Genomic DNA, 23,647 nt, shown 5'->3' with positions numbered 1-23,647 from the left:
TGATATTGCACATAGCGTCCGAAGCCGCGCGGCACCCGCGGCTTGCCGCGTCTGTCTGCCAAGGCCCTTCAGTTGCCCCGGCAGTTGCCGTTATGCACTGTAATAATGTCTGATCATCAAAACATTCTGATCGAACAGTCCCGGCGCTAAAATGGTTGGCCGCCGCCCGCTCGGGTGGCTCCCGCCCCCGTCATCAACGCTTCGCGGTTCTGAAACGCTTCCATGTGGATTGTCCAACTCGCGCTGCGAAGGCCGCTGACGTTCATCGTCCTCGCGCTGCTGATCCTGCTGGCGACGCCGTTTACGCTCATGCGTACGCCAACGGACATTTTTCCGGAAATCGATATTCCGGTTGTCAGCATCATCTGGAACTACAACGGCCTGCCTGCCAAGGAGATGGCCGACCGCATCGTCTCGGTGACGGAGCGCAGCCTGACGACCACCGTTAACGACATCGAGCACATCGAATCGCAGTCGCTGAACGGTATCTCGATCATCAAGGTCTTCTTCCAGCCCAACGCCAACATCCAGACGGCGCTGGCGCAGATCGTGGCGAGCACGCAAGCGCAGGTGCGCCAACTGCCGCCGGGCACAACGCCGCCCCTGGTCATCAAGTATTCGGCGTCGAGCATCCCGATCCTGCAGTTGGGGCTGTCTTCCAACACGCTGTCTGAGCAGGAACTCAATGACACCGCACTGAACTTCCTGCGCCCGCGCCTGATTACCGTGCCTGGCATCGCCGTGCCATATCCGTACGGCGGCAAGAGCCGGCAGATCACGGTGGACCTCGATACGCAAAAGCTGCTGGCGCAGGGCCTGACGCCGGTGGACATCGTCAATGCGGTGGGCGCGCAGAACCTGATCCTGCCTGCCGGCACGCAAAAGATCGACGCCACCGAATACGGCGTCACGCTTAACGGCACGCCAGGCAGCATCGCCGCACTCAATGCCATTCCGGTCAAGACCAGCAACGGCGCCACGCTCTACCTGGGCGACGTGGCCAACGTGCGCGACGGCTTCTCGCCGCAAACCAACGTGGTGCGCCAGGATGGTCAGCGCGGCGTGCTGCTGTCGGTCCTCAAGAACGGCGGCGCGTCCACGCTGGATATCGTCAACAACATCTACAAGCTGCTGCCCGCGGCAGAGGCGGCCCTGCCGCAAGACCTCAAGATCACGCCGCTGTTCGACCAGTCGCTGTTTGTGAAGGCCGCCATTGAGGGCGTGATTCGCGAGGCGCTGATCGCTGCGTGCCTGACGGCGGCCATGATCCTGCTGTTCCTCGGCAACTGGCGCAGCACCGTCATCATCGCGATATCGATTCCCTTGTCGATCCTGACATCGATCCTCGTGCTGCACCTGATTGGCGAGACCATCAACCTGATGACGCTGGGCGGCCTGGCGCTGGCGGTGGGGATTCTGGTGGATGACGCCACCGTCACCATCGAGAACATCGAGCGCCATCTGCACGAGGGCAAGGACCCGATCACCGCCATTCTGGATGGTGCAGCCGAGATTGCCGTACCGGCCTTCGTGTCGACGATCTGTATCTGTATCGTGTTCGTGCCGATGTTCTTCCTCACGGGCGTGGCGCGTTACCTGTTCGTGCCGATGGCCGAAGCGGTGATCTTTGCGATGCTGGCGTCCTACGTGCTCTCCCGCACGCTGGTGCCGACGCTGGTGATGATGCTCATGGCCGGCCACACGCAAGACGCCAAGAAGCCCGGCACCGGGTTGACCACCTTTGGCCGCATCTACGAGGGCTTCAACCGTCAGTTCGAGCACATGCGCGGCAACTACGCGGCCATCCTCGGCGGGCTGCTGGAGCGCCGCCGCGCGTTTGCGCTGTCGTTCCTGGGCTTTTGCGTGGCGTCGTGCGCGCTGTACCTGGTGCTAGGGCGTGACTTCTTCCCCGATGTGGATGCGGGCCAGATCCGCCTGCACATGCGTGCGCCGTCTGGCCTGCGCATTGAAGAAACCGCACGCCTGGCCGACGAGGTAGAAGCCACCATCCGAGAGATCATTCCCAAGAACGAGCTGACCACCATCCTCGACAACCTGGGCGTGCCGAACTCGGGTATCAACCTGTCGTACAGCAACGCCGGCACGATCGGCACGCTGGACGGCGAAATCCTCATCGCCCTGCAAGAAGGTGAGCGCAAGCCCAGCGCCGTCTACATCAGCCGCCTGCGTGAAGAGCTGCCCAAGCGTTTTCCGGGCGTGGAGTTTGCCTTCCAGCCGGCGGATATCGTCAGCCAGATCCTGAACTTCGGTTTGCCCTCGGCGATTGACGTGCAGTTTTCGGGCGCGGATGTCGCCACCAACCAGCAGCTCGCGGGCATTCTCGCCAACCGCATCAAGCAGATTCCGGGCGCGGTGGATACGCACGTGCACCAGCGCTTTGACCAACCGACGCTGGCTCTGAACATGGACCGCACCCGCATCCAACAGGTCGGACTGGAGGGGCGTGATGTGGCGCAGAACCTGCTCGTGTCGCTCAGTTCCAGCTTCCAGACCTCGCCCACGTTCTGGTTGAACCCGATCAACGGCGTGGTGTACCAGGTGGCGGTCACGAGCCCGCAGTACCGCGTGGATTCGCTCGATGCGCTGCTGCGCACGCCGGTGGCGGGTGCGCGCGGTGGTGCCACACAAGCGGGCGGGCCGCAATTGCTGGGCAACCTGGTACAGGTCACCCCATCTGTACAGCCGCAGGTGGTTTCGCACTACGACATCACGCCCGTGGTGGACGTGTACGCCGCCGTGCAGGGACGCGACTTGGGCGCCGTCGCCAAGGAAGTGCAGAAGGCGGTGGACGATATCCGCCCCAAGCTGCCGCGCGGCGCGCAGGTGACCATCCGGGGTCAGGTGCAGACGATGGAGTCGTCGTTCCTGGGCCTGGGCGTGGGCCTGGTGATGGCCATCGTGCTGGTGTACCTGCTGATCGTGGTGAACTTCCAGTCGTGGATCGACCCGCTCATCATCGTGACGGCACTGCCGGCGGCGCTGGCAGGCATTGCGTGGATGCTGTTCGTGACGGGCACAACGCTGTCGGTGCCATCACTGACCGGCGCAATCATGACAATGGGCGTGGCAACGGCCAACTCCATCTTGCTGATCTCGTTTGCACGCGAGCGGTTGGCGGAAGGCATTGCACCGGTGCAGGCCGCGCTGGAAGCTGGCGCCACACGCCTGCGCCCGGTGCTGATGACGGCATTGGCGATGATTATCGGCATGGTGCCCATGGCACTGGGCCTGGGCGAAGGCGCAGAGCAGAACGCGCCACTGGGCCGTGCGGTGATCGGCGGACTGCTGTTTGCCACCGTATCGACCCTCTTCTTTGTTCCGGTGGTGTTTGCCAGCGTGCACGGCAGATTGCAGCGGCATAACACACGAAATGCCCGGCCTGGTAACGGTACTGAATTGCGGGGAAGCGAAGGACATGTCTGAGCAAACATCTGGCGCCCATGCTGGCCAACATTCGGGGCACCATTCCAGCCACCAAGCGGTGCTCCCACCGCATCACGTGGTCACCGTTGATCCGATCGAACAGGTGGACCGCAGCCACGCCATGCGACGCGCACGCTGGGTCATGATTGCCGTGGCGATCGTGCTGGCGCTGGGAGCCATCCGCACCCTGGTCAGCCGCCATTACAACGCGCACGCGCTGGAACGGCAGGTGAGCGTGCAGACCAGCCGCTACGTCAACACCACCACGCCCAAACCCGCCAACGCCAGCCGCGATCTGACGCTGCCCGGCACGCTACAGGGCTTTGTGGAGTCGCCCATCTATGCACGCACCAACGGCTACGTGCTGCGCTGGTTCAAGGACATCGGCGCGCATGTCGAAAAGGGCGAGGCGCTGGCCCTGCTCGACACGCCGGAAGTGGACCAGGAACTGAACCAGGCCCAGGCCGCACGCAACCAGGCGGCTGCGCGTCTGGCACTCGCACAGACGTCGCTCACGCGCTGGCAGAACCTGCGCCAGAAAGACGCCGTCTCGCAACAGGAGCTGGATGAGCGCACCAGCGCCGCCAACCAGGCGCACGCCGACCTGGCGGCGGCCGATGCCAACGTGCGCCGCCTGCAGGAGTTGCAAGGCTTCCGCCGCGTGGTGGCACCGTTTGCCGGCGTCGTCACCAAGCGCAATGTCGACGTGGGTACCCTGGTCAACGCAGGCAACGCGGGCGCCAACCGCGAGCTGTTCACGCTGGCGCAGACGGACCCGCTGCGCATTTACCTGTACGTGCCGCAGGCGTATTCACAGCAGGTGAAGGTTGGGCAGGATGTGGCCGTCACGGTGGCGGAAATACCCGGCCAAACCTTCCACGGCACCATCGCGCGCGCATCCGGCGCCATTGATACGGCCACGCGCACCATGCAGGTCGAGGTGCAGTTGCCGAACAAGGACGGCCGTCTGCTGCCGGGTGCCTATGTACAGGTCGCCATTGCCGGCAAGGCAGCAGCAACCGCCAACACAGCCGCGTCGCTCATCGTGCCGACCAACGCGCTGCTCTTCCGCAAGGAAGGCCCGCGCATTGCCGTGGCCGAAAACGGTCGTGTAGACCTGCGCGCCGTCAACATTGGTCGCGACTTCGGCCGCACGGTGGAGATCCTTTCCGGCCTGAAACCGGACGACGCGCTGATCCTCAACCCGGCCGACTCCATCGAACAGGGCGAGGCGGTAACCATCGTGAAGCCGGCCCCCGCTGCGTCGCCGGCCTCCTCGCCTGCGGCTGCCGCACCGCGCGCATCATGACCGGGCTGTCCAGGTTCCATGCGACTGCGCTGGCGGCAGCGCTTGCCACCGTGCTGACGGGCTGCTCCCTCGCGCCGCACTACGAGCGCCCGGCCATGGACGTGCCCGCGCACTGGCAGACCGAGGCACCCTGGCGCGCCGCGCAACCCGCCGACGCTGCCCCCAAGGGCCCGTGGTGGCAACGCTTCAATGATCCGCAGCTCGACAAGCTGATCGAACAGGCGCTGCGCGAGAACCAGTCGCTCAAGGTGGCACTGACCAATCTGGAGCAGGCCCAGGCGCTCACACGTGTGGCACGCGCCGGCCTGCTGCCGACGGTCACGGCCAGCAGCAACGACTCGCGCACGCGCACATCGGCCTACCGGCCGCTCGCGTCATATAGCAGCCCGACCATGTCGACGGTGCAGAACGACCTCGTCCTGCGCGCCGACGTGAGCTACGAAGCCGACCTGTTCGGCCGCGTGCGCAACACCGTTGCCAACGCCGCCGCCAGTGAGGAACAGGCCGCAGCCAATCTGGAGAACTTCCGCCTCTTGCTGGCCGCGCAGGTGGCCACCACCTGGTACAACCTGCGCGAGACCGATGCAGAAATCGCTGTCGTGCAGGAGGGTCTGACCCTGCAGCGCAAAGCGCTTGATTTTGTTACCTCGCGGCATCAGGACGGCGTGGCCTCGGGGCTGGATCTGGCACAGCAGCAGGCGCTGGTCGACAGCACCGCCACGCAGGCTGAACTGCTGACCAAACAGCGTGCGCAATACGAACACGCGCTGGCCACGTTGGTCGGCACGCCCGCCCCCGCCTTCCACATCGACCCCGCGCCGCTGGCAGGGACGCCGCCCACGATTCCGGTGGCGCTGCCCTCCGACGTGATCGAACGCCGCCCCGACGTGGCTGCCGCCGAGCGCGGTGCCGCAGCCGCCAATGCACAGGTGGGCGTGGCACGCGCTGCATTCTTCCCCAGCGTCATGCTAGGCGGTGGCGCGGGCTGGGAAAGCCGTGATGTCGCGCTGCTGTTCAGTGCTCCCACGTTGCTGTGGTCGTTCGGCACGCAGATCGCGCAGACGGTGTTCGACGCCGGCCGCACGCGGGCGCGCGTGGATTTTGCCAATGCGGGCTATCAAGGCGCCATTGCCAACTACCGGCAGACGGTGCTGGGTGCGCTGCAGGAAGTGGAAGATGGATTGGCCGGATTGCAATCGCTCGACCGCGCTGCGACGCAAGCGCGCGCGGCCGTCGCCAGCGCCCGCAAGGTCTACGACATTGCCAGCGTGCGTTACGAGGGCGGCCTGGCGACGTCGCTGGACGTGATCACTGCGCAGCAGTCGCTGCTGAACAACCAGCGTACGGCGGTGCAGATCCTGGGGCAGCAACTGACGACGAGCGTGTTCCTGGTGAAGGCCGTGGGCGGCGACTGGAACCACCCTGCCACGCCGCCGACCGCCAAACAGTAGTGCTGGATCAGGCCATGCGCTGCAGGAAGCGGGCGCCGGCAAACAGGCCAGCCAACTCAGCGTCAGTGCCATGGTGACCAGGGCTTCGAGAAGCTCGGTGGCGTCGCCGGGCACGCGCAGCGCCATCGCAATCACCCCCGCCATCAACAAACCCGCCGCGACGAGGCTGATCAGCAGCGCCCCCACGCCCGACGCAAGCGTGCGCAGCAGCGGCGGATGCTCATGTGCCGGCGGACACAGCACCGCCATGCGCGCACGCACGTAGGCGGTGGTGCGCAGGCTATCGGTGGCATCGGCGTGATGGCGCATCACCTGCATCCAGGTTTGCGTATCCAGCACGCCGGAGCTCAGTTCTTGCGTCACGCGACGCAACGCCGCACGCTCTCGCGCATGGTCAGTGGCATCGCTGGGGGTTTCGCTCGGGTTGGGCTTGTCGAATACCGCCGGGGCCGCAGCGGGATCGCTCGCACGCACCTCATGCCGGTAGGTCACGCGCACACGGCGTGAACGGACGAGATACGCCAGCGTGCCGATCGGCACCAGCACCTCCGCTGCCAGCAACAGGATCATCGGCAACCCTGCCGCTGCCGCACCCGATGCCTGCGCTGCCCATGCCTTGATCCCGCCGCGCATGGCCAGCGTGGCCAGCAATTGCAGCAGGCAATACCCGAGCCAGACCAGCGGAAACCAGCGCACGCGCAAGAACGCTACGACCACCAACCCCAGCGGAAAGACCAGCCCCACGAGTGCCGGCACGAGCCGGAAGGAACCACCACCCGCCTCGCCGAGCATCAGGATCATGCTCATCGTCAGCACGATCGCCAGCGCGGGCAGCGTATTCAGCCACAACAACGTCACCAACCAACCCCGCACGCCATACAACCGATGCGCCCGCGCCCGCGCTGCGGAGATTGCAATCCAACTTCCCTGCATGAAGTTCCCCCGTCCGGATCCGCCATACCTCACATGTTGACGGAGCATGGGTTTTGAATTTTGGCGATTGTGGCATTGGGGCAAAACGGACGCCCCCCTCTAGAGTGGGGACTTGTTTGCAATGTCGTCAATATGTTCTCAAAGCCAGTATTGACAAGGGATTGCGGGAAAATTAGCGGCTCTTAATTCTGATATTCATAACGCTGACTGTTGTATCCGCGTATTTCAAGCGCGACGCCATCAAGGCCATGCCTATAATCCGCGCCGCCCTCTTCTTCACATTGTGAAGGTAGGGGCAAGCCACATCTCAGCCATTACAACTCCGTTTACAACGCACGCGCCCGAACGATGCTGCCATCGCTTGGTCGGTAGCGCTCGGCCGGACAAAAAGAACATGCAAGTTTGGGGAATCAGGGGAAAAGGCGTCAGCCTTGGATGGCCTGCGCGCATTGCTACGGGGTCGCGTCGCCATCATGCTGCTTACGTGACGATTGGCCTATTGGCTGCATGGCCAATGGCCGTGATCGCACAGGTGGCAGTTGAACCGGCACGGACAACGCCGCTGGACACACAGCTCCAGCGAGAGCGCGCCATTGAAGATGCCAACGAACGTGCCCGCCTGCAGGCCGCACCCAACGTGTCACTCGAACCCGGTGCAAATACTGACCTGAAGACCACAGCACTGCCGGCGGAAGCACCTTGCTTCAAGATCGACCGCGTATCTGTGTCCGTGCCGCAGGCGTTGCCGGAGGCCATGCGTGCCCTCGGCGCAAGTCAGTTGCCGCAGGACGGCTTTCGCTTCCTGCAAGACATGCTGGACCAGTACGCCGGCCGCTGCATCGGGCCCAAGGGGCTAAACCTGATTGTGCACCGCGCGTCCGGTCTGCTGCTCGAGCGTGGCTATACAACGACTCGCGTTGCAGTACCAGAGCAGGATCTGTCGAGCGGCATGCTCAAGATAGCCCTCTTTCCTGGCGTCATCCGCCGCATCCGATTTGCCGACGAGTCCATGTGGGGTACGTGGCGCAGTGCTTTCCCCACGGGTGCGGGTCAGTTGCTCAACCTGCGCGACCTCGAGCAAGGTCTGGAGCAAATGAAGCGAGTGACCTCGCAGGATGTCGATATGCAGATCGTTCCGGGCGACTTGCCCGGCGAATCCGATGTGGTCATCACCGTCACCCGCACGCGACTGTGGAAGGTGATCGCGTCAGTGGACGACAGTGGCTCGAAGAGCTCAGGCAAGCTGCAGGGCAACCTGAGTGCTGCGCTCGACAACCCGCTCGGCTTGAACGACTTGCTCAACGTCGGCGTAGTGCATGACTTGAACGTCAACGAACGCGATCGCGGCACCAAGGGGGCCAATGCCTATTACTCGATCCCCTTGGGGTACTGGACGCTTTCGGTTGCTGCCGGCGCGTACGACTATTTCCAGCAGATTGCCGGCGTCAACCAATCCTTCGTATCGTCGGGCAACTCCAAGAATCTGGAAGTGCGCGCGCAATACCTGTTCCAGCGAGATCGTGTGCAGAAGAACTCGTTGCAGTTCCGCCTGGTGCGCCGCTGGAACCATGCCTACATCGACGACACGTCGATCGGCGTGCAGCAACGCGCCACCACCTTCGGTGAGATCGGTTGGCTGCATAAGCACTACTTCGGCGCCGCCCAGCTCGACCTCAACGCCGCGTGGCGATTCGGCGTGCCATGGATGGGCGGGCAGTCCGAGCTGAACCGCTTCGACCCGACCGCTCCGGCCGAGCGCGACAAGTTTCTCTATCGCATTACGACGCTCGATGCGGTGCTGACAGTGCCTTTTACGCTGCCAGTGCCCACTTCGATTGCCAAAGATGGTCTGCCGTTGCGCTACACGGCCACAGTGCGCGGGCAATTCTCAAAGGGAGCGCTATTCGCTGCGGATTTCCTCTCCATTGGCAACCGCTGGACGGTGCGCGGCTTCGACGGTGAACTCACCCTTGCTGCCGAGCGCGGCGCTTACTGGCGTAACGAACTCGAAGCCCCGATCGGCAACTCCGGCCACAGCGTGTACGTGGGCCTCGACGCTGGTACGGTCTCCGGACCCAGCGCCACAACCCTTGCCGGCAAAACGCTGGTGGGCACCGCCGTTGGTCTGCGTGGCAGCCCCTTCAAGGGCCTCTTCTACGACGTATTCCTCGGCTGGGCATTGCACAAGCCCGAGGGTTTTACCACGCGTGCGCAGGCCGCCGGCTTCTCGCTCACCTATCAATACTGACGCGGTTTCCCATGAACAAGCATCTTCATCGCATCGTTTTCAATCGTGTGCGCGGTACGTTGATGGCCGTGGCGGAAACCGTGTCGTCCACGCAGCGGGGCAACAACCGCAGCGGAGAGCGCGGCGTCACCGGTACGTTCCGACTGCGCCCTGGTGCCGTTAGTGTGGCGGCTGTACTTGGCGCGTTCCATCTGACGCCATACGCACAAATCGTAGCCGACCCGAATGCCGGGGCGCATCGGCCAACGGTTGACCAGGCGGCCAACGGTACGCCAGTCGTGCAAATCACGGCACCCTCTGCTGCGGGCGTATCTCGCAACCAGTATCAGCAGTTCAACACCGGCCCCGGCGGCGCGATTCTCAACAACGCACAGACACTCACACAAACACAGCTTGCAGGCTATATCGCAGGTAATCCGAACCTGACCGGTGCCCAGGCGCGCGTCATCCTGAACGAGGTCACCGGCAACCAAGCCTCAAGCCTGCGCGGATACCTTGAGGTGGCCGGACAGCGTGCACAGGTCGTGATTGCAAACCCAAATGGTCTGGTATGCGACGGCTGCGGCGTCATCAACAGCGACCGCTTTACACTGACCACGGGCACCCCGATGCTGGGTGTGGGTGGCAGCCTGGACGGCTTCCGTGTAACTGGCGGTTCGATCCAGGTGCAAGGCAACGGCCTGAATGCAACCAACCTCGATCAGGTAGACCTGATTGCACGCTCAGTACAGGTCAACGGCAAACTGTGGGCAAACAACGTCACCGTCATCGCAGGCAGCAACACCGTCAACTATGCGGACTTGGGCGTCCAGGTCATCACCAGCGATGCCAACCGCCCTACCGTCGCCATCGACGTGGGTAACCTGGGTGGGCTGTATGCAGGCAAGATCCGGCTGATCGGTACGGAAGCCGGCGTGGGCGTCAACAGCGCCGGCACTATCGCCGCGCAATCGGGTGACCTGAACATCGACAGTGCCGGCCGTGTCACGCTGGCCGGTACGACCAACGCGGCCGGTGCGCTACGTGTGAGCAGTGCGCAAGATGTGACGAACACGGGCACGCTGTATGGCCAGCAGAACGTTGACATGCGTGCGGTAGGCTCGGCCACCAATACCGGCACGCTGGCTGCGCTTGGCAATGTCTCGGTGACGGGGCAGCAGGTGCAGTCTTCGGGCACGCTGGCTGCTGGCGTAGATGCGAGCGGTACCGCAGCCAATGCGGGCAAGACACTCAGTACAACAGCCACCGGTTCCGCCAGTCTGAACGGCCGCAACCTTGCCACCGGCGACATCAATGTATCCGGCGCCAATGTAAGTCTGGCCGGTGCGCAAACCAACACGAGCGGGAACGTCACCGCAACGGCCACACAAGGTGACATCGATCACAGCCACGGCAACCTCCAGGCGGGCTCAGCGGCCACCTTCAACGCCACCGGCTCCGTGCGCAACGACGCGGGCACCGTCACCACCACCTTGCTGACGGTGACCGGCGGCGCGCTATCTAACCGTGGCGGTACGCTGTCGCAAAGCGGTAGCAGTACCACCAACGTAAGCGTGACGGGTATGTTCGACAATACCGGTGGCAAGCTGGAAACCGCAGCGCTCAATACCTCCGTGAGCGCCGCATCGACGACCAATGACGAGGGCACCCTGGGACATTCCGGCAACGGCACGCTCAGCTTAAAGACCGGTGCGTTGTCAAACAGAAACGGCAAGCTGCAGACCAACGGCGCACTGGACCTGCACGCGACCACGCTTGGCAATCAAGGCGGGATCATCTCCTCGGTTGGAGCGGCTACGGTGCGCGCTGACTCGTCACTGGACAATACCGGTGGCACGTTGCATACCGACAGCGACCTCGATCTGCAAGCAGGCTCACTGACCAACCGAAACGGCAACGTTTCCGCGACGGGGCAAATCGATGTCAATGTAAAGGGTGCACTGGACAACGCAGTCGGCCGCATGGAGAGTGCCGGCACACATGCCACGATCAACTCCGGATCCCTGATCAACGATGGTGGCGCAGTGGCACACGCTGGCAACGGCACCTTGACCCTGCAGACGAGCGCATTGTCAAACACCGATGGCAAGCTGCAGACCAACAGTGCCCTCGATCTGCATGCCACATCCGCCACGAACCACGGCGGCATCATCTCCGCGGTCGGGCAAGCGACGATACGCGCCGACCAAGCATTGGACAATGGAAGCGGCACCATCCGGACCAATGCTTCTCTTGACCTGCACGCGGCATCGCTCGCCAACCAGCATGGCCTAGTCTCCGCAGCGGGGCAAAGTGCCGCCAACGTGATGGGCATGCTGGACAATACGTCGGGCCGCATGGAAAGCGGCGGCACAGACGCCACCATCAACGCCGGCTCACTCGTGAATGACGGTGGCGCAGTGGCTCACGTTGGCAATGGCATGTTGAGCGTACAGACAGGCGCCCTATCCAACGCAAGCGGCAAGCTGCAAACCAATGGCGCGCTCGACTTGCATGCGGTGTCTCTCACCAATCAGGCTGGTGTTGTTTCGGCTGTGGGTTCCGCCACCGCTCGCATAGACCAGGCGCTGCAAAACGACAGTGGCACGCTGCAGACCAACGCGGGGTTTGACCTGCGCGCGGGGTCAATCTCCAATCAGCGCGGCTTGGTGTCCGCCGCCGACCAAAGCGCCATCAATGTGGTCGGCGCACTGAACAACTCGTCGGGTCGTTTGGAAAGCGCTGGCGCAGACGCGAGCATCAGCGCGGCATCGTTGATCAACGATGGCGGCACGCTGGCCCATGTCGGCAACGGCACGTTGAGCGTCAATACCGGCGCATTGTCCAACGTGGGCGGTCACTTGCAGATCAATGGATCGCTCAGCGTGCAAGCGTCGACACTGGGTAACCAAACGGGTACGGTGTCGGCCAGCGGGCCAACGACAGTGAATGCAAGCCAGACACTGGACAACACAGATGGCACATTGCGAAGCGGCGGCGCGCTCGACCTGCGCGCGGCGGCAATCACCAATCGCAACGGCCTTGTGTCTGCAAATGGCGAAGCCACCGTCAATGTAAGTGGCACATTCGACAATTCGGCGGGGCGGCTACAAGCCGCCGGCACCAACGCCCGCATCCGCGCCGTTGCGTTGACGAACGACGGAGGTACGCTGGTCCACGCCGGCAACGGCACGTTTACAGTGCGGGCGGGCGCGTTCTCCAACACCAGTGGCAAACTGCAGACCAATGGCGCGCTAGACCTGCACGCAGCATCGCTTGCCAACCGTGACGGCCTTCTCAGTGCAATCGGACAGGCAACCATCGGTGCCGACGGCACACTGGACAATACCGGCGGGAAGTTGTCGGCGGATAGCGTTCAAGTGAGCGCTGGCGCTGCGCTCACCAACGACGGTGGGCTGATCGATGCCTCGCACGGCGCTACGGTTTCAGCAAATGCGCTGTCCAACACAGGCGGCACGATCCAGAACTTCGGCACAGAAGCGCTTACCGTCTCGGCCACGCAAACACTATCCAATACCGCCGCCGGGCGAATCACCGGCAATGGCCGCGTTGACATTGCGGCAGCGGCCGTGGACAACAATGGCGGCATCGCGTCGGCAGACAGCATTTTGAACGTGCAATCGGGGGGCATGCTGACCAACCACGGGGGCACGCTCTCTGCAAAGAATGCTATTCAGGCCCACGCGACCGGAGCGATCGACAATTCCGGTGGGCGCATCGAAGCCAACGGCGCAGTGGCCACACTGGATGTGACTGCAGCTTCCATCGATAACACCGCTGGCCGCATGGTCAACGCCGGTAAAGGCGTCACCACCATTGAGGGCGGCGCGCAGATCCTGAACAGCAACGCCGGTAACGCATCAGGCATGGGTACGCTGGGCGGCAACGGTGTCGTTTCCGTTACGGCGCGCACATTGGCCAACACGATGGGCGGGCAAGTGCTGGCCGGTCAATCCCTGGGCCTGAATGTCGACCAAAGCGTCAACAACACCGGCGGTAAGCTGGTCGGTACAACCGGGCTGACCCTGAACCAAACTGGGACCACACTCGACAACACTGACGGCACCATCAACGCGTCGGGCGATATCGTTCTGAACGTCGCGTCACTCGACAACACACGTGGGCAGATCGGCAACAGCATGCGCTCAGGTGGCAGCGTGCAAGCGAACATGGTTGGTGCGTTCACCAACGCTGGCGGCCGAATCGCGTCGGACAGCAACCTGTCGCTTGCGGCGCAGACAGTTCGCGGTACCGGGCGGATCGTTGCCGGCCAAGACGCCGCCATCTCATTGCAAGGCGACTACAACAACGCTGCCGGCAATGTGATCCAAGGCAACCGGGATCTGTCACTTACTACCACCGGCACGCTGACCAACCAAGGCGAATTGCTTGCGGTGCGGAACCTGAGCGCCAACGCAGCCAATATCAACAATACCGGACATATCAACGCTGACGGCACTTCGCTCAACGCGAGCGGCGCCGTCACCAACAGTGGGCGCCTCGAAGGCAATACCGTCACGACAGGCAGCGATACCTTTGCCAACACCGGCACGGTCATTGGCGGATCGGTCACGCTGTCGGCGCGCCAGATCAGCAATAGTGGAGCTGCGGCCATTGTGGCAGCCGCAGACACCTTGAATCTGTATGCCCGGCAGGGGGTGTTCAACACCAACGGCGCCACGCTCTATAGCCTGGGCAACATGACCATCGCAGCAGACGGTGCGCGTGACGCCAGTGGCCGACTGCTCAACAAGACGCAGAGCATCGTTAACGAGGGCTCCACCATCGAGGCCGACCAGAACCTCGAGGTTGCCGCATTGGATGTGCAGAACCGGCGCGCCGACGTGCAGTTCACGACGGACCCGGTCAGCAGCACAGAAGTGGTAAAGAAGAAGCGCGAACAATACTGGTTCTGCGCGAATGGTTACGGGTATGCGATGGCTCGTGGTTGCGGGGCGGCCTACCAGACCACCAGCCTGACCGTCTCCGACAGCGGGCCCACCACCATCACCACCAACATCCCAGGCTCGTTTGTACCGGATAGCGGCTGGCAGACACAGGATACGGTGTACGCGGCAGTGCGATCGGTTGACCCGGTCGCCAAGAAACTCACGTTTGCCGACGGTACGTCGATCTACTACGAGTCGATCTCGCAAGCTCCTGGCTCTGGCGGCGGAACACGTTACACCATCACGTACTACGACGGCGGCTACAACCCGAACGTCAACATCAACCCGCTGGATGAGCGCCCGCTCTACCGCCCATGGGGTGACCATGCGCACGTGGAATACGAGCGGCACACCACTACGACGGTCACGCAAGATCGGCTGCTTTCCGCCACGCCGGAAGCGCGCATGCTGGCGGGCAACAACATGCTGTTCGCCGACGGCATGCGCCTGTCCAACACCTACAGCACGGTGGCCGCTGGCAATGTGATGCAGTTCGGCACCGCCACGCAGACTGGCGGCGTTGGCGACGGCAGCACGATTGGCACCACCACCATCAGCAATGTCGGCCGTACATTCGCGCGTACGACCACGGTGTCGGAGTGGTCGCTCTACCGCCACGACGATGACTACAACGAAACGAGCCAGCTCGCGCAACCGACGCAGGTCAGCACCCAGATCAACGGGGAACTGCGCGGCACCGTCTCTGCGGGCACGCGCCTGACCGGCAACATTGGCAGCCTGACCAACACCAACGTGTCGGCCACAGATTCTTCGGTGGCCGGAGCAGGCAGTACGTTGGGAGTCAATGCAGGCACCAGTGGGCCGACCAGCGGCACGGGCGCAAGCGTTGGCATGGTTGGCGGTACGGGTGGCACTGTCGGCATGAGTGGCGGCACCGGTAATGCGGTCGGTATGAACGGTGGTTCCGCCGGCAACGTCAATGCGGGTGGCGTGCATTTCACCGTTGGCACGCCGGCCAACCCTCTACCCAACTTCACGCTGCCAACCAATGGTCTGTTCCACATCAATCCGGTGCCGGGCCCCGGCTACCTGATCGAGACCGACCCGCGCTTCACCAATCGCGGCATATTCATCTCCAGTGACTACATGCTGGGGCGTCTCGGCATCGACCCCGCACTTACGCAGAAGCGCCTGGGTGACGGTTTCTACGAACAGAAACTGGTGAACGACCAGATCACCCAGCTCACGGGGCGCCGCTATTTGCAGGGCTACGCCAGCGCTGAAGATGAATATCGCGCGCTGATGGAATCAGGCGCGAGCGTGGCGAAGTCATTCTCGCTCGTTCCCGGCATGGCATTGACGGATACGCAGATGGCCGCGCTTACGCAGGACATCGTGTGGATGGTTGAGCAAACGGTCACGCTACCCAACGGCGCAACAACCAAGGTCCTGGCGCCTGTGGTCTACCTGGCGCAGACGCGCGCTGATGACCTGAAGCCCTCCGGCGCACTCATCACCGCAGATGCCATCGATCTGCACACCGCCGGAGACCTGAACAACAGCGGTCGTATCGCGGGTGACACGCGCGTCAACCTGACGGCAGACAACGTCGTCAACCGTGGGGGAACGATCAACAGCAAGGGCGCCACCGTTATCTCGGCCACCATGGATGTCGTCAACGCCTCCGGCACCATTTCCGGAGACGCCGTGGGCGTAGCCGCCGGACGCGACATCCGCAACGTCACGTTGGTCGATGTGGATGGCGCACGCGCCCAAGCGGGGGCCAGCACTTCCACCAACAGCTTGATCGGACAAACCGGCACCATCGTCTCGCGCGGTGATTTGGCCATGTCAGCTGGGCGCGACGTGGTGGTTTCAGGCGCCACCCTGTCGGCCAAAGGCGATGCCAGCATTGCCGCAGGCCGCGACGTCACCATTGACACGGCCAAGGCATCCACCACCACCGGTTACTACTACGACGCGCAAACGCACAGCAACGCGCAAGACACCACCCACCTCACATCCTCCGTGGCGACGGGCGGCAACCTGTCGATCGGCAGTGGCCGCGACACCACCCTCACCGCCGCGCAAGTCAAGGCAGGCGGCGACATCACCGCCGTCTCACAAGGCAACCTGACCGTCCGCAATGCCACCGACACCTCGTCGATGGACTACACCAACACGCGTGAGAGCAACCACGTGCACACCGCCAACCGCCTCGACGAGGCAACGGTGGGCAGCAACGTAAGCGCGGGTGGCAACGTCACGCTGGCAGCGGTCAACGCAAAGGCCGGCGGCAGCGCACGCACCGATGGTGGCGGCAACGTGTCCATCGTCGGGTCGAGCATCACGGCGGGCACCGCGCGGCAGGACAGCGCGGAGAAATCGTCTCCCACCGCCTCGACCGCTCCGGGCCGGATGATCATTCAGCCAGTCGACCCTTCCAGCACTAGGACAAAGACCGCACCAGCCGGCGGCGTCACCATCGTGGCAGACCACGACGTGACGATTGCGGAAGCGCGTGAACAGCACAACGCTGCCAAGTTCGACTTTGATGCGAGCAAGGGATTGTTGTCGTCGAAGTCCACGCGTAGTGAATCCACGTTAAATGCCAACCTGGGTGTGAGCAGCACGGTTTCGGGTGAGACGGTGCGCGTGCAAGCGGGGAATGATCTGACGGTGCGGGGTAGTAATGTGGTGGGGACGGGCGACGTAAAACTGGCCGCCTCTCACGATGTAAAAATCACGACATCGCAAAACACGACTCAGTCGACCAGCAGCTCCGAGCAGAAGGAGTCTGGATTCCTGGGCAGTAACGGCATGTCTGTATCGGTCGGTACGCGCTCACAGTCCTCTGACCAGCAGTCAAGCCAGGTGACGAACAACGGCAGCATGGTCGGTTCTCTCAATGGCAACCTAACCATCGCGGCGGGGAACGACGCGCATGTCACCGGCAGCGTGATTCACGCCGGCAACGATCTGGCCATGGCGGGCAAAACCGTCACCATTGACTCGGCTTACGACACGACAGCAGACGCCGAGCGGCAACGCTTCCGACAAGCCGGCGTAACGGTGGGGATCACCAGCCCCGTGATCTCCGCCATCCAGACCGGCCGGCAGATGGCAGAGGCTGCAAAGCATGTAGACGGCGATCCACGCCTGATGGCGCTCGCAGCCGCCACAACAGGTCTCGCAGCCAAGAATGCTTACGATGCCGTAGGTGGCGACCCGGTTAAGGCAGCAACCAGCGTTGGCATCAACATCTCGCTTGGTGCGAGCAAGAGCGACAGCCAATCACAGATGCGGTCCAGCACAGCGATGGGCAGTACGGTTTCTGCAGGTGGTAACGTCACCATTGCCGCCTCGGGTGCGGGCAAGGACAGCAACATCAACGTTGTGGGCAGCACGATCTCATCGGGCAAGAACACGTTGTTGGCTGCAGACGGCGATGTCAATCTGCGGGCAGCACAGAGCACAAGCAGCCAGCACTCCACAAACAGCGGCGCGAGTGCCGGTGTGGGCGTATCTATCAGTGTCGGTTCGCAAAGCGGTATTGCCTTCACCGCGAACGCATCTGGCAGTAGAGGAAATGCCGATGGCGACTCAACGACGTGGACCAATTCCCACGTCACCGCCGGCGACACCTTGATGATCCGCTCGGGCGGTGACACGAATGTGCGTGGTGCTGTCGTCTACGGCCAGCAGGTTGTCGCAAGCATTGGTGGCAATCTCAACGTCGAAAGCCTGCAGGACACCAATCACTACGACTCCAAGCAACAGAGTGCGGGGGTAGGTGTTAGCGTGTGCGTGCCGCCGCTTTGCGTGGGCAAATCCAGCGTTTCCGGCAGCATCAGCCAGAACAAGCTGAACAGCGACTACGCGGCCGTAGGTGAGCAATCCGGCATACGCGCCGGCGACGGCGGCTTCCAGATCGACGTCAAGGGCAACACCGACCTCAAAGGCGGCGTGATTGCCAGCAGCGACAAAGCCGTGCTGGACGGACTCAACAACCTGACTACCGCTACGCTTACGCACAGCAACATCCAGAACGAAGCGCACTATAGCGGCTCGCAGATTGGGATCAGCGGTGGCTACTCCTTCGGGGGTGGAGGCGATACCGACAAGAGTGGTATCGGCAAGGACCAACGAGGCAAGGCCGACAACGTCAACCCTGTACCTGGCACAGAGCTGCCAAGCAGCCGCAGCGGTTTCACAGCAGCACCACCGATCGTACTGAGCGCATCAGGCGACGCCAGCTCAACAACCAGCAGCGCAATCAGCGGCGGCACGATCACGATCACCGACAGCGCCAAGCAACAGCAACTGACTGGCAAGACCGCTGCGGAAACCGTGGCAGGTATCAACCGTGACGCATCAAATACGGGGGGCGCGCTCGCGCCGATCTTTGATAAGGACAAGGTTCAGGCGGGCTTTGAGATTGCTGGCCAGTTCGTCAATCAAGCGGGGACGTTTGTTGGCCAGCGCATGCAGGAAGTCGACGCAGCCAAGGCCGCAGCCCAAAACCCGGCACTCTCACCCGAGCAACGTGCGCAAGCCCAGCAGCAAGCGGACAAGCTGGCGGCGGACTGGGGGCCAGCCGGCACCTATCGTCAAGTTCTAACAGCCCTGACTGTTGCCGCCGGCGGCAACGTCACAGGTGGGATGGGGCAGTTTGCGCAGAATGCCGCTGTCGCATATCTGCAGCAGCTCAGTACCAATCAGGTAAAGCAAATTGCCGATGGATTGGATAGCGAAAGCGCTCGCGCGGCTCTGCATGCAATCGTCGGATGTGCGGGTGCTGCCGCCAGCAGTCAGAACTGCGGTGCGGGCGCGCTGGGCGCTGTATCCAGTTCCCTTCTTGGCACGCTGCTTGGGCCAACCAAAGACATGTCCGCGTCGGATAGGCAGGCGCGAGAGAACATCGTGACAAGCTTGGTGGCAGGTATCGCGGCGATAGCTGGGACCAATGCCACAACGGCGACCAACGCCGGGCAGATTGAGGCTGAGAACAATCAAGTTGCGATGCAGGCTGGACCTGCACCCCACCCAATCCCCCCGACCCCTGGGGAACCGCGCAAGCCGTTTGAGCTCCCTGGCTTTAAAGGAGAGAGTGCAAAGAAGGGCGATGGCATTTTCGGCAACCCGATCACCGAGGTCGACCCGACGGCCAACTTGCACACGAATCCGATCAATACGGAGCAATCGTCCGGCCTGATCATCACACAGTTCGACGTAGTCAAGAAGGCGTTGCGCGACTACATTCTTATGATGGCGGGGGGCAACGATAACAACCGGATGCCGATTCCCGAGAAAGTAACTGCAAATAATGGACTTCAGGTTGAGTCCAATCCAAAACACACTCCAGGAATGCCTGGTAGTAACGTCAGAGCGGGAACGGAGCCACGAAATTCTTTGGAATTATTCAACAACTCTATCCCTGGTGATCGCAACAAGCGTTACGCCATTGATTCAGACGGAAACATCAATAGATTCTCCACCGACGGAAATGGCGTATACCATTGGAGCGGTTCGACGGGGGACACACGAAATCCTCTAGAGCTTAGCCCCATCCCGAAAGAAGTTAAGCGCGACCTTGGATTTAAGGGAAGATAAATGATATTCGGAACCCCTGATATTTTCGCAATTTGGTATGACTCCGTTGAACCTTGGTCAACCGAGAGATTCGACAACGGATGCTTCGGCTACATTGTCAATGGAAAGCTAATGTGGTCCATGAATTCCACCCTTAGCATCGATTTATATGACATGGAAAATTTATACTGCATGAACAATAGCGTCAGAAATGATACGTTCTTTCAACTCCCTGCAAAAAAATTAATTACAGAGCTTCAGAAGCTTTCCTTTCCGACTATGGATTCCAATGTGGAGAAAAGTGATTTTACCTATTTCTTATCACCACAGAGTCTCTCTGATGAAGGTCATGATTTCTTTATCGTGGAAAACGGTGACCTTGCGAGAATTATTTACTCCAACAAAGATGATGAATCCAGCATACTTGAGATCACCATGGATGTGGGGAAATTCCAATCAATCGCCCGCAACGCGATCGCAAGCTACCGAACCAGATAGTGAAGCACGAAGAAATGGCGGTCATCGCATTGCAGTTGGCCGGCCATGGGTGCGTACCTTAGTATGTATCGCGCGCGAACGGCGGGCGCCTAGATGCGCGTATGAATTCAATGGGGGCGCTCTACCAGTGGCGAAACGGTTGCATGGTAGCTAGACACAGAAAGCAGCCATGAACCAACCGCTGATCAACCAATTGGCTGGTCTCTATCACTTGAGTTCTGGCACCTCCTTAGAGGCCGTCATAAAATTCTACGGCATGCACTAAGATCACCTAGAAGTATTCGACAAAAACGGGAACTTCAAATTTGTAGTCAATCCAGATGTAACCATCAACGACGCAAAAACAGAGAGCGCAGAAAAACAAGGGCGAAAAATCAACGTTAGATAGTCATGAATTATAATTTAATTAAATCCATAATCACAGAAATTGCGCAAGATAACGGAATAAATCCGACACCCCCCCCGAGAAGAAATCAATCCAGATACCAATGCACCTTCATGGAGAATTGATTTTGACGAAGATCTTAATGAACCCCTGATCGACAACATGAATCGATTGCAATCCGCCATCATTCTTTACATCACCGCAAAATCAAAAGGCGATTTATTAATAGCAAAAGCAGGACTTATAAGAATCGGCATTTCACTGCAGAATATGGAAGGCTTCTTTTCCGTGTTGACCCATGATATAAAGAAAACCTATCTCGACCCTCGCTTTACCTTCCCAGAATTTCCCAGCGAAAACTGGAAAATACCGCCAGAATACAATTTTAAATAAATCAACCAACGCCAAAAATATCGAAAAAAATAATCAATTATTATGGGCGCCCCCCTTTTTGCTTTCCATCTGTTTTTCTCGATCTTCTTCATGATGCAAGGAGCAACACATGATCGCCTGATTCCCTCATCGAATGAACGAAATTATTTTATTCACGATATTTAAAATCAGGAAATCCACCTTGAAAAAGGCATCATAGGAAATACTATTCGACAGGTGATCACAGAATGTGAGAAAGGTACATCCGCTGGACGCGCGCAAGTAATGGCGAGTGCACGAGCACTGTACTTTCTGAACAGCGACTACGCGGCCGTAGGTGAGCAATCCGGCATACGTGCCGGCGACGGCGGCTTCCAGATCGACGTCAAGGGCAACACCGACCTCAAAGGCGGCGTGATTGCCAGCAGCGACAAAGCCGTGCTGGACGGACTCAACAACCTGACTACCGCTACGCTTACGCACAGCAACATCCAGAACGAAGCGCACTATAGCGGCTCGCAGATTGGGATCAGCGGTGGCTACTCCTTCGGGGGTGGAGGCGATACCGACAAGAGTGGTATCGGCAAGGACCAACGAGGCAAGGCCGACAACGTCAACCCTGTACCTGGCACAGAGCTGCCAAGCAGCCGCAGCGGTTTCACAGCAGCACCACCGATCGTACTGAGCGCATCAGGCGACGCCAGCTCAACAACCAGCAGCGCAATCAGCGGCGGCACGATCACGATCACCGACAGCGCCAAGCAACAGCAACTGACTGGCAAGACCGCTGCGGAAACCGTGGCAGGTATCAACCGTGACGCATCAAATACGGGGGGCGCGCTCGCGCCGATCTTTGATAAGGACAAGGTTCAGGCGGGCTTTGAGATTGCTGGCCAGTTCGTCAATCAAGCGGGGACGTTTGTTGGCCAGCGCATCCAAGAGGCGGATGCCAAGCGGCAAACCGCCGACAAGCTGGAGAAGCAAGCAGCAGACCCAAGCAGCAATTTGACGGATGGACAGCGTCAACAACTTTGGGAACAGGCTCAGCAAACGCGCGCGGAAGCTGTGGACACGGAAAGCAAGTGGGGGGCCGGTGGCACGTATCGTCAAATCGCCAATGCATTGACGGCGGCGGCCGGCGGCAATGTGAGCGGCAGTTACGCACAATTCATGCAAAGCGCCGTTGTCAACTATGTCCAGCAACAGGGGGCCGGATACATCGGCAAGCTCGTTGCGGACGGTGTTGTCAAAGAAGGCAGCCCCGAACACGCGAGCCTGCATGCGATCGTGGCTTGTGCAGGTGCGGCTGCCAGCAGCCAGAGTTGCGGCGCTGGGGCGCTTGGCGCAGCGGCCTCTAGCTTGCTGACCAATCTGTTCACCGACGATGCGAAAGAAACCAATGCCGACAAGGATGCGAAACGCAACCTTGTGACGTCTTTGGTGGCAGGGGTTGCTGCGGTTGTGTCGAGCAGCAATGCTGCCACCGCGACCACTGCCGCAACAGCAGCTGTTGATAACAACTGGCTAACACCTAAGCAGAAGATCGAGCGCGATCAGAAACTAGCGAACTGCACGACGGATGCCTGCCGCAAGGAGGTCCGAGACCAGTTTGCCAAGCTGTGGCAATCGAATCATGACCGTGCTGAAAACTGCAGTACTGTGCAGTCCTGTTTGGCCGTGGTCAACGAACTGCGTGGCGTGCAACAAGAAAGTGGTGAGCGTACAAACGAGTTGTGGGCTGCTGCCGGTTCAGTGGACACCGACCTAAGCTTCTCGAGCTTGCTCAAACTGTATCGGACTGACGTAGCCGAGCGTCGAATGCCTGCGCGTCGGATTGTAGAAGCGCTCGATGTAGTCGAACACGTCTGACCTAGCTTGCTCGCGACTGCGGTAAACACGACGCGCCGTTCGCTCGGTCTTCAGGCTGCTAAAGAAGCTTTCCATCGCCGAGTTGTCCCAGACCTCGCCGGCGCGGCTCATGCTACAGGTGATGCCCTGTTCCTTGAGCAACTGCTGGAAGTGCTCACTGGTGTATTGGCTGCCCTGGTCCGAGTGATGGAGCAACTGCACCGGTCGCCCACGTCGCCACACGGCCATCATCAGCGCATCGGCCACCAACTGCGAGGTCATGCTCGATTGCATTGACCAGCCCACCGCCCGGCGCGAGTACAGGTCCAGCACCACCGCCACGTACAGCCAGCCCTCAGCCGTCCAGATGTAGGTGAAGTCCGCCACCCACTTCTGGTTCGGTGCGTCAGCCTGGAATTGGCGGTCCAGCACGTTGGCCGCAATGGCGCAGCGCTCGCCATGGTCCTTGGGCAAGCCTCGCCGCCTGGGCCTGGCACGCAGGGCCTGCGCCCGCATCAATCGCTCGATACGGTGCAGGCCGCAACGCTCACCCAGCGCCAGCACGTCGTGCCAGACTCGGCGGGCACCGTAGGTGCGGTCACTGCCAACGAAGCTTTGCCGTACCTTCGCCGCCAGCGCTTCGTCTTCCAGGCTGCG

The 23,647-nt window shown here is 61.2% G+C and carries 8 protein-coding genes and 2 pseudogenes; 8 read left to right on the top strand and 2 right to left on the bottom strand.

Annotated elements, in window-relative coordinates; all coding sequences use genetic code 11:
* Positions 1 to 222: 222 nt before the first annotated feature.
* From JHD73_RS01945 to JHD73_RS01935, 3 genes are read left to right on the top strand one after another with little or no spacing between them, the layout of a single operon-like run.
* Entirely contained in the window at positions 223 to 3,444 is a 3,222-nt protein-coding gene (locus JHD73_RS01945; RefSeq protein WP_199027161.1) for an efflux RND transporter permease subunit, read from the top strand.
* Positions 3,437 to 4,753: an efflux RND transporter periplasmic adaptor subunit gene (locus tag JHD73_RS01940; protein WP_199027158.1), complete on the top strand. Its 1,317-nt coding sequence runs from the start codon at positions 3,437 to 3,439 to the stop codon at positions 4,751 to 4,753. The genes JHD73_RS01945 and JHD73_RS01940 overlap by 8 nt, the downstream gene beginning before the upstream one ends.
* Complete coding sequence (locus tag JHD73_RS01935) at positions 4,750 to 6,204, top strand: efflux transporter outer membrane subunit (protein WP_199027157.1); 1,455 nt, start codon at positions 4,750 to 4,752, stop codon at positions 6,202 to 6,204. Before JHD73_RS01940 ends, JHD73_RS01935 begins: the two co-directional genes overlap by 4 nt.
* Positions 6,205 to 6,211: 7 nt before the next feature.
* On the opposite strand, the pseudogene JHD73_RS29030 reads toward JHD73_RS01935, so the two are convergent.
* Positions 6,212 to 7,137, bottom strand: a pseudogene (locus JHD73_RS29030) (hypothetical protein).
* A gap of 484 nt (positions 7,138 to 7,621) precedes the next feature.
* On the opposite strand from JHD73_RS29030, the gene JHD73_RS01920 reads away from it, so the two are divergent.
* The 5 genes and pseudogenes from JHD73_RS01920 to JHD73_RS01900 form a co-directional block, all read left to right on the top strand.
* Complete coding sequence (locus JHD73_RS01920; RefSeq protein WP_368735489.1) at positions 7,622 to 9,385, top strand: ShlB/FhaC/HecB family hemolysin secretion/activation protein; 1,764 nt, start codon at positions 7,622 to 7,624, stop codon at positions 9,383 to 9,385.
* 11 nt (positions 9,386 to 9,396) lie between these two features.
* Positions 9,397 to 19,908: a hemagglutinin repeat-containing protein gene (locus JHD73_RS01915; protein WP_199027150.1), complete on the top strand. Its 10,512-nt coding sequence runs from the start codon at positions 9,397 to 9,399 to the stop codon at positions 19,906 to 19,908.
* Positions 19,909 to 20,385: an Imm42 family immunity protein gene (locus JHD73_RS01910; RefSeq protein WP_199027148.1), complete on the top strand. Its 477-nt coding sequence runs from the start codon at positions 19,909 to 19,911 to the stop codon at positions 20,383 to 20,385.
* Between the two features lie 547 nt (positions 20,386 to 20,932).
* The gene (locus tag JHD73_RS01905) at positions 20,933 to 21,163 is read left to right on the top strand and encodes a hypothetical protein (protein WP_199027146.1); all 231 of its coding nucleotides are present in this window, start codon (positions 20,933 to 20,935) and stop codon (positions 21,161 to 21,163) included.
* Positions 21,164 to 21,454: 291 nt separating this feature from the next.
* Positions 21,455 to 22,675: pseudogene (locus JHD73_RS01900) on the top strand (filamentous hemagglutinin); the annotation flags it as partial.
* A gap of 231 nt (positions 22,676 to 22,906) precedes the next feature.
* Here the strand turns inward: JHD73_RS01900 and JHD73_RS01895 are convergent.
* Positions 22,907 to 23,647 (bottom strand): IS3 family transposase (locus tag JHD73_RS01895; protein WP_199027142.1); only part of this gene is annotated, 741 nt, incomplete at its 5' end.

The organism is Ralstonia sp. ASV6 (assembly GCF_016429285.1).
GTDB classification, from domain to species: domain Bacteria; phylum Pseudomonadota; class Gammaproteobacteria; order Burkholderiales; family Burkholderiaceae; genus Ralstonia; species Ralstonia flaminis.
Note: the sequence above shows the minus strand (reverse complement) of the source record. Positions and strands in the feature narration are given on the sequence as shown.